This window comes from Brevibacillus sp. HB2.2 (assembly GCF_013284275.1).
Lineage (GTDB): Bacteria > Bacillota > Bacilli > Brevibacillales > Brevibacillaceae > Brevibacillus > Brevibacillus brevis_D.
Genome location: NZ_JABSUV010000004.1, coordinates 1 through 13,656, shown reverse-complemented (window position 1 = coordinate 13,656; position 13,656 = coordinate 1). Strand labels below are relative to the sequence as shown.

The following is a 13,656-nucleotide window of genomic DNA, read 5'->3' as shown; positions in this document are numbered from 1 at the left end:
CCTTCTTCCTTGGTTACAAATTGTTGATCGGGACGTTTTATGTCCCTGTATATACATTTTTTGTCCCGCTTGGTGCAAAAAAAAGATCACTTGCTACAACTTGAATGTATCATATTTAACCATATCTTGCAAGTTCCCCTCTACCTATAAGACAAACCATCATGAGGTCGTTTTGGTTTGAGTCAACATTGTGGAGGAGAAGAAAAAGCACAGTTCCCTTCGACTCTGACACGCCAGCAGGGAAGATTCACTGTCCGTCTCCATTCCAAAAGGGGACCGTCGAGCCAAAGCCACCCTACGGGCGGAAGTTTCTCAGAGAAGAAGTGTTCGACAAGCGGGTCCCCTTTTGGAAGTTCCGACTGGGTTGGCGTTGTCAAGGTCTACGAGCCCTGTGCTTTTTCTTCTCACCAGCTTTGTTGGTTCATCGGTACTTTCTAAAGCTAAAAAACAGCCAATACCATAGCAATCATTTATGATAGAGCGGTACGTCTATGTAGTTCCTCGTGCAGCTCTTTTAGCGTCACCACATGCGTTATGGAACGAAACACGATCTCTCCATTTATCTCGACTACGGGAATGACAAACATCATTTCCTCATGCAAAGCCGGATCACTTTCAATATCAACCATGCGCATACGAAGGGGGAACTCCTCCGCCAGAGAACGGATGTAGAGCTCCACCTCGTCGCACAAATGGCATTTTTTTCTCCCGTACAAAACGATTTCAAAAAGCTTTTCATTCATATATCGTTAAAACCTCTTTCGTTTAGCCGACGATGGGATCAGCATTTCTTCCCGGTACTTGGCAACCGTTCGGCGGGAGATCTCAATCCCCTCTGTAAGCAGCATCTCACCCAGCTTTTGATCAGATAACGGAGCTTTCCGATCTTCTTGCTCGATCAGTGCTTTGATTCTGCGCTTAACACTCTCAGAAGAAGTCGCTTCCCCGCTGGAAGTAGAGAGTGCTGACGTAAAGAAATACTTCAACTCAAAGATTCCGCGCGGTGTCTGGACGTACTTGTTGCTGGTTGCCCGGCTGATTGTCGATTCGTGCAGGCTGACCCGCTCTGCTATTTCCTTTTGCGTCATAGGCTTTAAATAATGAATTCCCCGATCAAAAAACTCCCGTTGCATATCGAGGATGGCCTGTGTTACACGCATGAGCGTCAGGCGGCGCTGCTCCAAGCTTTTTGCTAGCCACATGGCGGCATTCAGCTTATCGTGAATGAACTGCTTGGCTTCATCCTGACTTTTTTGCTGGCTCAGCATTTTTTCATAAAAGCTGTTGATTTTCAGCCGCGGTGCTGCGACATCATTAACCAATACTACATAATCATTCCCGACTTTCTCTACCGTCACATCTGGAATGACATATCTTGTCTCTACGGAGGAAAAGGCCGCCCCAGGACGCGGATTCAACGTACGGATCAAATCTGCCATCGTCTGTACCTCTTGCGGTGTACATCCGATTTTGTCTGCAATCCGCTGATAGCGATTGTCCGCTAAATCTTGCAGATGGTTACGAACGACCTGCACGATCTTTTCATCATCGAGTGCCAAATGCTCAAGCTGCAGCAAAAGACATTCTTCTAGGCTGCGTGAAGCTACGCCTACTGGATCAAAATGCTGCAAAACGGACAACACGTCTTCAATCTCCAGCATTTCAGCGCCTAAGCGCTCACTTGCTTCCTCCAGTGTAATTTCCAAATATCCCTTCTCATCCAAATTCCCGATCAAAAAGAGAGCAATCTGTTTTTGCAGCGACGAGAATCCTTTTACATAGCCGAGTTGACGCTCCAGATGTTCGTACAGCGTCTCCGCACCTTGCTGGACGTAATCCAGCGGATTGTAAGTGCTTTCATTTTTCGACGAACCGTACTCACCTGTCGCGCGATTGCCCACAATTTCTTTCCAGTCAATCTCAGGAGCTGGTTTCTCTGCTTTTGCAGAAGCGACTTCTCCAGCCACTTCAAGGTCGAAAACAGGATTTTCATTGGCCTGATCCTGCAAATAGGAGATGAGATCAATGGCTGAATACTGCAATATGGTAATCGCTTGGCGTAATTCCGGCGTCATCACTAATTTCAGTGTTTGTTCTTGAAATAACCCCAATCCCATGTTCATGAAGCTCGCCTCCTTCGCACTTGCTCATGCTGCTCGATGACTCTTTATTTTCATTATATTCGTTCTCTCATGCAATTTTCCTGCCAATTTGATGAAACAGAACACAAAAAATGTCGAAAGATCTTCACCAATGGACTTTTTCACTTTCGCTTATTTTATCGCTAGTTTTTTCTGCTGAACTACTTTTTTTCGTTTGCATTGAGATTCTCGATGTTTTATAATAAAAGTTGTCGTCACAATATACGCCTGTAGCTCAGTGGATAGAGCAATGGTCTCCGGAACCATGTGCGGGGGTTCGATTCCCTTCAGGCGTACCATACTTTCAAACCAAAAGCGATCTCTTGAATTTCAAGAGGTCGCTTTTTTTATGTTGAACCCTCATGGGAACAAAAAAACAGCCCGATTAAGGACTGTTTTTCTTGAGCTACATTTATTGGTTAAAAATCGCTTTGAAAGTATAAGGGATTGGGGTGATTGGTCTATTATCCAATAATGCATCAGGGGCCATAATCTGAATGTGATACTGTCCTTCTTCAGGAATGTTTACTGAAAAAGATGTATTGCCAGTAATACGAACTCTTTCTACTTGCCCCCCTGATTGTTTCTTTACCCAAATAACAATCGGTTCGGAACTTGTTGATTGTCTACTAAAAGCAAAATTAAAGCTTCCTGGTTTTGCATAAAAATTGTAGAAATCGACATCTTTATGGTGATTAATCGCAGCTGTGTATGAAACATTCGAATTTATATATGGAGCGAATTCAACACTATCATTTGGTTCATATGGATCGGTCACCGAAGCAGCAGCTTTTTGGGAAGACTTCATATTTTTAGCTGGTTCTGCTGCAAATGCAGAAGCAGATGCGGATAGAGCTACTGCGAGGGTTAACAAGCTAATTACGGCTTTTTTCATATATGTTGCCTCCTAATAACTAGGTACGGAATTGTTAGTATTTGTAAGTGATCTTTATTGGTTAAAAAAAGCTTTGAATGTGTAAGGCATAGGGTTGATTGGGGTCGTATCAAATGCTGCATCTGAAGATACAATATAGATGTAGTATCTTCCTTCTTCTGGGATATTTACTGATAAAGTTGTATTGCCCTTAATACCAAATTGGCTTTTTATTGTCTCTCCTTTTGTCTCTCCTTGCTTTCTCACAAGGATGTTAAACGTGTGCTTGCTTGCAGATAATCTACTGAATGCCAATGTAAAATCCCCAGGTTTCGCATAAAAATTAAAAAAGTCAGCATCTCTATTGTGATCAATCGCTGCAGTATATGAGGTATTCGAATTAATATAAGGAGCAAATGCAGGATCATCATTTGGCTCATAAGGATCGGTTACGGAAGCAGCAGCTTTTTGGGAAGATTTCATATTTTTAGCTGGTTCTGCTGCAAATGCGGAAGCAGATGCGGATAAAGCTACTGCGAGAGTCAACAAACTAAGTACGACTTTTTTCATGAATTATCCCTCCGAATAGATTAGTAGCAATAATCTGAGATTTTATTGGTTATAAATAGCTTTAAATGCATAAGGAATCGGTTTGATTGGCTTGGAATCAAATGCAGAGTAGTCATAAATCATAATATAGTAAATGCCCTCTTTTGTAAGATCTTTTGTAAAGCTCAACCTTCCATCTTGAGCTTTATAAGGAGTCCCTGATAGATCACTTTCATGCATGATATTAACCCGAATGTTCCCTTTTTCGGATGTTAAGCTACTAAGAGCTAATTGGAGTGTCCCTGGTTTCGCGTAAAATTTAAACCAATCGACATCTTTGTTATGGCCAATCTCTGCTGAATAGGAAACGTTTGAATTAGCAAATGAAGCAAATTGGAGATCGTCATTTGGCTCATAAGGATCGTTTGCCGCCGCAGCTTTTTGAGATGATTTCGAGATTTTTACAGGTTCCGCTGCCAGTGCAGATACGGAAGCAGATAATACGAGTGACAGGCTTAATAGGCTTGCTACGACTTTTTTCACGAATAAATCCCTCCAAAAGCTGTGATTGTAAGTACTATTAATTTTTACCATTTTATATCTAAATTGTAAATATAAGTTATGTATTTTTTTGTAATAATTTGATGAATACGCTAGAATGAGGTCTACATTTATCGAACAATCACTGTTATTATCGATCTTTGCTACTCTCCGTATAGTAGGAGTTCTCATGCACAAAGTAGCCCATAACGATTAATTCCATAGGTTATGATAATTGTAATCTATACTAATCTTTACCATATTTAAAGTGTTTTGTAAATTCGGATCGTGTAATATTTTGTAATAAATTGACAGATAGCCAACACCAAAAACCCTGAAGCACTATTCTCCTTCAGGGATCCTCACTCAACTATCGATAAACACACTTCCAATTCCTACTGATGGTTCCTTGTTTTATACAAAAGATAAACAAAGAACGGCGCTCCAATCGCTGCGGTAAAAATCCCAGCTGGCAAATCATGCGGTAAAAACACCGTTCTCCCAATCAAATCAGCCAAGACAACGAGCATCCCGCCCAAAACAGCGGAAGCCGGCAGCAAGTAACCGTACGCAGAACCTACTAGCCTACGCGCAATATGCGGGGCCATCAACCCGATAAAACTAATTCCTCCTGCCACACCGACTGCAGCACCTGCCAATGCCACACTGATCGCAATCAAGAGCAATCGCTTCTTATCAATCGCTACGCCAATGCCTTTGGCGATATCATCACCGAGCTCCTGGGCATTCAAATAACGGATTTGGAAAATCGTAGCGCCAAGAAACAAAACGGTCCACGGAAGCAACGTCATGACATTTACCCACGACATACCGTACACAGTTCCAGTCATCCACCCGAGAGCGTTTGATGCTTTGTGGGTTTGGGTGATCACCAGGAAAAAGATCGTTAATGCCCCCATGCCTGCCGAGATACATACACCGACAAGCGCAAGGCGAAAAGGGGAGACTCCCTCTTTCCACGCAGTGAGATACGTAAGCGTCGCGGTTAACAATCCACCGATCAAGGCCACCAATGGCATCCATTGTACACTTACATCTTTTGCGAATGTGATAAATGCTACCGCTGCTGCCGTTGCTCCCGCTGTAGTCCCGATCAAATCAGGCGAAGCTAACGGATTTCGTACCAAGGACTGCAAAATAGCCCCTGATACCGCTAGGGAAGCCCCCACCATGACTGAAACGACAACGCGAGGCAATCGCCAATCGAGCACGATCAATTCATTCTGTTCACTGCCCGCTCCCACAAAAGCTTTGACGACCTCCCACACAGGAATATGCAAGCTTCCTAAGCCAATACTCAATACAATCACAACAGATAACAGCAAAAATAGTATGAAATTAATTCCCAACGCCCGCTTATCTACATGAAACGAAAGCGCTGGCTTTTTGGTCCGAATGACTACATGTCTATGCATACGCCCTCCCCCTGACCAGCGGGATGATAAAAGCCACTCCGATCATAGCAGTTGCTACGCCTACTGGTACTTCCAGACGCATGGGCATCAATACAAGGCGAGACAGCAAGTCAGCGCAAACCAGAAAAGCTCCGCCGAAAACAATCGAATAGGGAACCAACCATCGGTGATCAAGCCCGACTAAAAAACGACATAGATGCGGGATGATGATGCCCACGAATGCAATTGGTCCGGCGAGCGCGACACTCCCACCTGCCAAGAGCACCACGAGCAATAACGCAGTAGCTTTTACCAAGATAATCTTCTGACCCAGGCCAGTCGCTACATCATCACCAAGTACCATCAAGTTTAACGAGCCGGTCAGTACCATAGCGCCTAACCAGCCTACGAGCAAATAAGGAATGATCATAAAAAAATGATCGAGCTGTCTCCCCTCCACAGAACCAACTAACCAGTAAAAAGCCTCAGTCATCGTCTTTTCTTGCAACAGCATAAACAGCGAAGTCACAGACGAAGCAAAAGCGGCAACCGCTGCACCCGAAAGTGTCAGCTTAATCGGAGTCATGCCTCCCCGCCCAGCGGAGGCCAATCCGTATACAAGCAGAGCAGTCACACCCGCTCCGATAAAACCTGCCCACATCATTTGCGACACAGGGAATTGCGAGCCAAAAACAACAATCGTCGTCACAATAGCTGCTGCAGCTCCAGCGTTCACGCCGATAAGAGACGGTGAAGCCAAAGGGTTACGAGTCAACGCCTGCAACAAAACACCTGCTACAGCGAGGCTGCTCCCCACTGCTACCGCTGTCAGTGTACGCGGCATTCGGGAAGTCGTAATAATCAAATGTTCCTCCGAACCGGAAAATTGAGTGTATGCCTCTACTGCAGTAGTGAGCGAATACCGATTGATTCCGAAAAGGATACTAGCCACCATCACGACTGCCAGGACAACGAGCCCTGCTATGAGTACAGTAGTCTTTTGCAGTCGGCTGGACAAAATCACATTCACGCCTGTTCCCTTCTTTCCATTGCATTCTACCTATTCTGTCTACTCGCTACCTATGTATGTAAGTTTCTCCCACTAATCAGTCTAAGCTTGCGGATAGGGCTAGTCAATGATATTGATTTTTATTATCGCTATTGGAAAACCATCACAGTAATATCTATAGTTTTCCTCTGGTTCCAAAAAATATATTGACACATTGTCATAGGAGCATATAAAGTAGTGAAGAAAAATGATAATCATTATCAGTTAAAGGGGGATTTTCCATCATGCGCAAAACTTCCCTGCGTTTGATGCTCGGGGCTATGCTTTCCGCTGTCATGTTCGTAACAGGTTGCGGAGGACAGGCAACGCCTTCATCTGACTCGTCTTCTTCTACACCAGCCGCGTCAACAACTCCATCAGCACCGGCAGCGTCTGAAGAGAGAGAAGTAAAACACTTTATGGGGTCAACAAAAATAAAAGGAACTCCGCAACGTGTCGTCACTCTCACCAGTGAAAGCACAGAGGCTGTTCTCGCATTAGGGATTACGCCAGTTGGGGCTGTCATGAGTGGCCTCGGTAAACCCGGTGACCCATGGCATCCACATATTAAAGAAAAAATGAAGGATGCAGTAGAATTGGGTGACGAGAATCAACCAAACGTCGAGCTGATCGCCAGCCTGAAGCCAGACCTGATTCTGGGAACGAAAGGACGTCAAGGGCAAGAAAAAGTATACGCTCAGCTTTCCGCGATTGCTCCAACCGTCTTCTCCGAGGATCTCGTAGGCAGATGGAAAATAAACTTTGCCCTTTACTCAGAAGCGCTGAATAAAAAGGCTGAAGGCGACAAGCTAATGGCTGATTTCGATAAGAAGATTGAGGATGCAAAAGGAAAATTGGGTGACAAGACGAAGATGAAAGTCTCTGTCGCTCGTTTCGTAGCAGGCACAACCCGTCTTTACTTGAAAGACACTTTCTCTGGCGTTGTTCTGAGCCAGCTCGGCTTTGCTCGACCAGCCTCCCAAGACATCGATGAGTTCAAAAAAGACATTCCAAAAGAGCTCATGGCTGAAATGGATGGTGACGTTATGTTTTACTGGATCGGCGATTATTCCGGTGATGGATCTGCCAATAAATACACCGAGGAATGGATGAAAGATCCACTCTATCAAAAGCTGAATGTCGCGAAAAACAATAAGGCATTCCAAGTTGACGAAGTGATCTGGAACGTAGGCGGCGGTATCCTTTCTGCCGAACTGCTTGTTGATGACATCGTAGAGCGTTTCTCCAAACTGTAGGCTATAAAAAAGCAGGAGTGGTTGAGATAACCACTCCTGCTCTTTTGCCTGCTGGCATTATTGATCGAGTTCCTTACTACCAGCAGTATCCTTACTGGGCAGAATCGGATCTATTTGTTCAGGTTTACGTGAATAAGCTTTGTTTGTAACCAAAATCGTCACACCGATGATGACAATAAAAATGAGCACCAGCGCAACGATAAAACCCGTTGTCATGCATACACCCCCGACTTTTTTCTAACTCTCATTATAGCTGATTTCCATGCGAGTCAGAACCTTCAGGCATAACCAATTCATTATAGAATAACAAACTATTCCAAATTTTGATAGGAAAATGGCTCCTATATCTCGAATAGTTACGACAATGCTATCTCACTCAAATACTTGATAGACTATGCGGGGGAATCTGATGAACAAGCTTAAAACCCCTTTCTTATGGAAAAAGAAACGCTCAAAAAAGGAAATCACACAAGTGTTATTTCCAGATCAAATATTAAAAGCATTTTTTCATTTTACGACGGATGCCATCTCGATTAGTGATCTCGATAACAATATCGTCTTGGTAAATCATGCGTTTGAGCAATACTACGGTTGGTCCATGGAGGAGATTTACGCTTCACCGCTCTGCTTTATTCCAGAAGAGTACAAGAGCGAGACCAAACAGTTATTTGATGCGGTCAGGAGCATGGGTGTATTACTAACCAATTACGAAACCATCAGGCAGCGAAAAGATGGCACGAAGATGGATGTCATTCTGTCAGCTGCTCCAATCAAAGACGAAACAGGAAAAATTATTGGTGCTTCCTGCATTACCCGTGACATTTCCGACCGCAAAAAAATTGAAGAGGCCTTGCGTCAAACCGAAGCCAAATATCGTCTCCTCATCGATCATACCCAGGATATCGTGACGATTTATGATTTATCCATGCGACGCATCTATGCCTCCCCATCAATCGAGCAATTGGGATTTGTTCCAGCCGAGGTTACTTCCCCTAACAATCTGCAGCTCACACATCCAGAGGATATCCCTATGTTCCGGGACAAATTTCAAGAGATCATGGCAACGAAACAACCCGTTCATTTCGAAACGCGCTCTATGGATAGGAATGGAAACGAGGTCTCCTTCGAAACACGCGGTATCCCCATTTTAAACGCGGTAGGGGACGTCCAAAACGTCATGTTAGTCTCGCGAAATATCACCGAACGCAAATACTCAGAGGCCGCCTTATTTAAAAGCGAGAATACGAACAAAATCATCTCAGAATACACAGATGATCTTATTCTGATTACGGACAAAAACGGGGATATCCTCTATCTCTCCCCTTCGCATTCACGTGTAATCGAAACGAGTGAACATTGCCGTCAGCTCACCTTTGCCGAGATTCATCCCGAAGATCGCCAAACTGTCATTGACCACTTTCATCACTTGCTGGCGACCAAGGAAGCAAAGATATGCGAATTCCGTTTCCAGACGAAAAATAACAAATGGATCGTTCTCGAATCAAAGGGTGCCCCCATCCTGACGAAAACGGGAGATTGTGATGGCTTTATCATTGTTTCGCGGGATATTACAGAACGGCGACATAACGAGGAACTATTACGGAAGGCTGAGAAGCTGTCTGTGATTGGGGAGCTGGCTGCTGGAATCGCCCATGAGATTCGCAACCCGCTCACATCTTTGAAGGGCTTTATCCAATTTCTTTATCCGAGCATGAATGATAACCAGCAGTACGCCGACATCATGCTCTCTGAACTGGACCGAATCAATTTTATTGTGAGTGAATTGCTAGTCTTGGCAAAGCCTCACAGCATTCAAATCAAGCCTCTTCCGCTCATCCCTTTGCTGGAAAACGTTTTGACACTTTTGAGATCGGAAGCAAATTTGAAAAACATCGATTTTCGGACCGCATTTGCTTACCATCCAATCATTGCGGGAGAAGAAAACCAACTCAAACAGGTCTTTATCAACATCATTAAAAATGCTATCGAAGCAATCGATGGACATGGTGAGGTTATTATTGCCACCACCCTAAAAGACAATCATCAGGTGCTCATTACGCTCACGGATACTGGCTGTGGAATCTCTGAAGAAATGATTCACAAGCTGGGTGCCCCCTTTTTCACGACAAAAGAAAACGGAACTGGCCTCGGCCTCATGATCAGCAGCAAAATCATGAAAGACCACAACGGCAGCCTGGAAATCAAAAGCAGAGAGCGCGAAGGTACAATGGTAGAGATAACACTGCCGATTGTACAAGACCAAATTGGGTCATCCTAGAAAGGTGTACATCTCATCATCGGTGGAGGTGCCCTATGGATTTTACCAAAATGAGCACGAGTGAGTTCGTGGCCAAAATTCGCGAATCCCAAGCGAAAAACCTACGAAGCAGACAGCATCAGGGCTACGGTCATCCCGAAAAGCGGTTGCCTAGCAAGCAAGGTATTTAACAAGCAAAAGCCCACCCGTTAGCTCCTTCGGCTAAAACGGGTGGGCTTTTGTCATTGCTATTGTGGATCCTGTTTATTCAGGTTACGATCTCTTTCGGACTTTTGCTTCTGGGTGCCTTGGGTCTTGCTGCTGTGTCCTTTGTTTCCGCCATTCTTGGTATTTCGATTGTTTGACATCAGAATCCCTTCCTTTTCATTCTGGTATTCATGCCAAACGTAGTATGTCCCAAATGGCTTATTCATAATGAAGAATTACTTCGCTTCACCCATGAATACTTTCTTTCCGTCCTCATACTTGTACACGTATACGGAAGCAAAGTCGTTGTCGCCTTTTTCATTGAATGTTACGTTAACAAATTTTCCTTTGTAATCTTTGGTTTTGTGAACCGCTTCCAGCACTTGTTCACGTGTTGGCTTTTTGCCGCCGTTTGCTTTGATCGCTTCTTCCAGACCGTTCAACATAACACCCATGGAGTCATAACCAAACGAAGTGAAGATCCCTACTTTGTTGCCAGTCGCGCTCTCGAAGTCTGTGATCCATTTCTTGCCGTCTTCGGTAGCACCAATATCGCCAACCGTAGAAGTAAAGACTACGTTATTGGCATTTTCCGCACCAGCAATTTTCACCATGTCAGCGGAGTCGTAGCCATCGCCACCCATGAAGACACCTTTGAAGCCTTTTTCACGCGCTTGTTTCACGATGATCCCTGCATCAGAGTAGTATCCACCGAAGTAAATCATCTCTGGATTTTTCGCAAGGATTTGGGTGATGATCGCACTATAATCCTTCTCGCCTGCTGTTACCCCTTCATAGCCGAGAACTTGTACACCGTCTTTTTCAAATTGCTTTTTCACTTCTTCCGCAAGACCTTGTCCATAAGCAGCCTTGTCATGCATAACGAATGCCGTTCTTACATTCAACTGATTTTTGGCAAAAATCGCAGCCTTGGAGCCTTGTTGATCATCACGCGCACAAATGCGGTGTACAATCTGTTTGCCTTGCTCAGTCAAATCTGATCCCGTTGCGGAAGGAGATACCATTACGAGCTTCTCTTGCTCGTATTGCGCTGCTGCTGTGATCGAAGCACCTGTTGTAGCATGGCCTACTACTCCGACTACATCAGGATTCGAAATCAACATTTGTGCGACTGCTACCCCTTGTTTCGGGTCAGCTTGGTCGTCTTGCGCGGACAATTGAACGTCAAAGCCAAGTGCTTTGAATGCCTCTGCCTTTTCTTTCAACGCATATTCAGCACCAGCCTTTGCTGTGCTTCCGTAATCAGAATACTGACCAGACATCGGACCAACTACAGCAACAACGAGCTTCTCAGTAGCGCCACTTGCACCGCCCGTGCTTCCTCCGCTATTGTTGCTCGGCTGTGGTGTCGCGCTTTGGCTACCAGTCCCCGCACCTCCACCGCAGCCCGCGAGCATTGTGCTCAGAGCAAATGTTGCAGCCAGTATCGACAATGATTTCTGTTTTTTCATAGCAAAAATCCCCCTCTTTATTTATGAGCAAACTATGAATCACAATCTTATTGTAGGATATTTTAGAAAATTTGCAATAGAAATGATTGAAAGAAGAATCAATAAAAAAACCCTCTATCGCTGTCTGCTAATAGAGGTGTACACATGTAGTATTGAGGCAAATAGCCACTTCTACGCATAGAAGTGGCTATCCTCATGAGAAGTATCCCATTGATTATTAGGAATTAATTGGAATACTCAGCTTGTAAGTGAGCGTTTTTGCATCGTACTCTACTTTTGCACCCAATTCTTGGGCAATGAATACGAGGGGTACGAGCACTGCTCCGGTCACTGGACGTGGCGGATTTGCTACACTCGTTTCTTTGCCGTTTTTATAAGCAAAGTTTTGGTTTTCGTACATACGCAGAGCGTACTTGTTGTCTTTGGCAACCAACAGAGATTTAGTCGTGCTATCCCATGCTGCACTACCACCCAAAGCAATCGCCAATGTGCTCGCATTCACATACGCAACACCATTTTCAGTAACGATTTCTTGTGGGAATGGGAACTCCTTGCCGTTTAGCTGAACTTTGATTTTTTGTTGTACAGCTGGTGCAGGAGCAGGAGAAGTTTGGGCAAACGCAGCCGTTGCCGCTACACTTCCTGTTAGAAGAGCTGCTGTCAGCATCATTGTAGAAAACTTGCGAAGCATAATAAACACCCCTTAAATATCATGAAATGAATTCCAATTTTGTATGATTCGACATAAATCAACTTTTTCCTTCTTTTTTATCCCATACATTTCCTATGTAATTCTCTCCCCAAACATGACAAGACTAGGAAAAAAAATAAATATCCCGCGAACAAATGTTTTTGTGCACAACCTGTGTATAACATTGTGGATAACTTTCGAAAGTGAGGCTTGCTATGGCAGGGGAACGTTTTTTTCTCATTTATCAAGAGGCCAGTGATGAAGAATGCTTATTGACCATCGAACCATACAAAGATCAACAGGAGCTGGCGGAAGCCATCAATCAACTGCAAGCCAAACAAATCGATGAATATACGATTATCAAGGGAAAAAAGATGAAAGCCACGCTGAAACTCGCCGTCGATTTAACCGAGGCCGATGAGAATTCCAAGGAATGAATGTTTTCCTTTTCGAGTAGGTTTAGACAAAGGGAATTTGGCAAACATGGTAGTGAGGGCGCGCACTTATGTGTTTGACCTTCATTGACCTTTTGTGTATGATATTGTTACAAAGAGAGGAGGAAGACTAGATGCATATGAATTTAATTCCAACCGTCATTGAACAGACAAACCGCGGGGAACGTGCTTACGATATTTATTCCCGCCTGCTCAAAGACCGCATCATCTTTCTGGGAACCCCAATCAACGACACCGTAGCCAATATCGTTGTGGCACAGTTGTTGTTCCTTCAGGCGGAAGATCCGGAGAAAGACATTCACTTGTACATAAACAGCCCAGGCGGTTCTATTACTGCTGGTATGGCAATTTACGATACTATGCACTTCATCAAGCCTGATGTATCCACCATTTGTATCGGAATGGCTGCTTCCATGGGAGCATTCCTGCTGGCTGCTGGGGCAAAAGGCAAGCGCTTTGCTCTGCCAAACAGTGAAGTCATGATCCACCAACCATTGGGTGGCGCACAAGGACAAGCGAGCGACATTGAGATTGCTGCAAAACGTATCTTGAAGATGCGTGATCATCTGAACACCATCTTGGCTGAACGTACTGGACAGCCTTTGGAGCGCATCCAAAAGGATACCGATCGCGACAACTTCCTCTCTGCCGCTGAAGCAGTAGAGTACGGATTGATTGACAAAGTCATCACGTCCGAACCGTCTTCGAAAAAATAAGAGCTGTCGTAAAAAAAAGCACTCGTGCCTGAACT

The 13,656-nt window shown here is 44.4% G+C and carries 15 protein-coding genes and 1 tRNA gene; 6 read left to right on the top strand and 10 right to left on the bottom strand.

From position 1 onward, the window contains the following. Positions 1–470: 470 nt before the first annotated feature. Complete coding sequence (locus tag HP401_RS03825) at positions 471–743, bottom strand: glutaredoxin family protein (protein WP_173604129.1); 273 nt, start codon at positions 741–743, stop codon at positions 471–473. Between the two features lie 6 nt (positions 744–749). After that, positions 750–2,123 carry an RNA polymerase factor sigma-54 gene (rpoN, locus tag HP401_RS03820; protein ID WP_172142323.1) on the bottom strand — a complete coding sequence of 458 codons (1,374 nt, stop codon included), beginning with the start codon at positions 2,121–2,123 and terminating at the stop codon, positions 750–752. A gap of 242 nt (positions 2,124–2,365) precedes the next feature. On the opposite strand from rpoN, the gene HP401_RS03815 reads away from it, so the two are divergent. After that, positions 2,366–2,440: transfer RNA gene (locus HP401_RS03815), tRNA-Arg, on the top strand. 113 nt (positions 2,441–2,553) lie between these two features. On the opposite strand, the gene HP401_RS03810 is transcribed toward HP401_RS03815, so the two are convergent. From HP401_RS03810 to HP401_RS03790, 5 genes are all read right to left on the bottom strand, one after another. Continuing rightward, entirely contained in the window at positions 2,554–3,036 is a 483-nt protein-coding gene (locus HP401_RS03810; protein WP_173604128.1) for a hypothetical protein, read from the bottom strand. A gap of 54 nt (positions 3,037–3,090) precedes the next feature. Beyond that, positions 3,091–3,585: a hypothetical protein gene (locus HP401_RS03805; RefSeq protein ID WP_173604127.1), complete on the bottom strand. Its 495-nt coding sequence runs from the start codon at positions 3,583–3,585 to the stop codon at positions 3,091–3,093. 42 nt (positions 3,586–3,627) lie between these two features. Beyond that, entirely contained in the window at positions 3,628–4,107 is a 480-nt protein-coding gene (locus HP401_RS03800; protein WP_173604126.1) for a hypothetical protein, read from the bottom strand. A gap of 392 nt (positions 4,108–4,499) precedes the next feature. Continuing rightward, a complete protein-coding gene (locus HP401_RS03795; protein ID WP_064203205.1) occupies positions 4,500–5,540 on the bottom strand; it encodes a FecCD family ABC transporter permease in 1,041 nt (346 codons plus the stop codon). Continuing rightward, positions 5,533–6,549 (bottom strand): FecCD family ABC transporter permease, encoded by a 1,017-nt coding sequence (locus tag HP401_RS03790; protein ID WP_142498186.1) that lies wholly within the window; start codon positions 6,547–6,549, stop codon positions 5,533–5,535. The genes HP401_RS03795 and HP401_RS03790 overlap by 8 nt, the downstream gene beginning before the upstream one ends. 263 nt (positions 6,550–6,812) lie before the next feature. Here HP401_RS03790 and HP401_RS03785 point away from each other — a divergent pair, with 263 nt between their 5' ends. After that, positions 6,813–7,823 (top strand): ABC transporter substrate-binding protein, encoded by a 1,011-nt coding sequence (locus HP401_RS03785; protein WP_173604125.1) that lies wholly within the window; start codon positions 6,813–6,815, stop codon positions 7,821–7,823. Between the two features lie 57 nt (positions 7,824–7,880). Here the strand turns inward: HP401_RS03785 and HP401_RS03780 are convergent, their stop codons facing one another. Beyond that, positions 7,881–8,039 (bottom strand): hypothetical protein, encoded by a 159-nt coding sequence (locus HP401_RS03780; RefSeq protein ID WP_015893476.1) that lies wholly within the window; start codon positions 8,037–8,039, stop codon positions 7,881–7,883. 193 nt (positions 8,040–8,232) lie between these two features. Here HP401_RS03780 and HP401_RS03775 point away from each other — a divergent pair, with 193 nt between their 5' ends. Continuing rightward, a complete protein-coding gene (locus HP401_RS03775; RefSeq protein ID WP_173604124.1) occupies positions 8,233–10,101 on the top strand; it encodes a PAS domain-containing sensor histidine kinase in 1,869 nt (622 codons plus the stop codon). 35 nt (positions 10,102–10,136) lie between these two features. Beyond that, positions 10,137–10,271, top strand: coding sequence for a DUF4023 domain-containing protein (locus HP401_RS03770; protein ID WP_015893478.1), 135 nt, complete (start codon positions 10,137–10,139; stop codon positions 10,269–10,271). Positions 10,272–10,523: 252 nt separating this feature from the next. On the opposite strand, the gene HP401_RS03765 is transcribed toward HP401_RS03770, so the two are convergent. Together HP401_RS03765 and HP401_RS03760 are read right to left on the bottom strand one after the other, a co-directional pair. Further along, positions 10,524–11,759, bottom strand: coding sequence for a branched-chain amino acid ABC transporter substrate-binding protein (locus HP401_RS03765; RefSeq protein ID WP_173604123.1), 1,236 nt, complete (start codon positions 11,757–11,759; stop codon positions 10,524–10,526). A 217-nt stretch (positions 11,760–11,976) separates the two neighbouring features. After that, on the bottom strand, positions 11,977–12,450 hold the full coding sequence (locus HP401_RS03760; RefSeq protein WP_041749676.1) for a copper amine oxidase N-terminal domain-containing protein: 474 nt from the start codon (positions 12,448–12,450) through the stop codon (positions 11,977–11,979). A gap of 215 nt (positions 12,451–12,665) precedes the next feature. Between HP401_RS03760 and HP401_RS03755 the strand changes: the two genes are divergently transcribed. Both HP401_RS03755 and clpP read left to right on the top strand, forming a co-directional pair. Next, positions 12,666–12,887, top strand: a complete 222-nt coding sequence (locus tag HP401_RS03755; protein ID WP_048034962.1) for a hypothetical protein — start codon at positions 12,666–12,668, stop codon at positions 12,885–12,887. A 131-nt stretch (positions 12,888–13,018) separates the two neighbouring features. After that, complete coding sequence (gene clpP, locus HP401_RS03750) at positions 13,019–13,621, top strand: ATP-dependent Clp endopeptidase proteolytic subunit ClpP (protein WP_007720441.1); 603 nt, start codon at positions 13,019–13,021, stop codon at positions 13,619–13,621. The last annotated feature ends 35 nt before the right edge of the window (positions 13,622–13,656 follow it).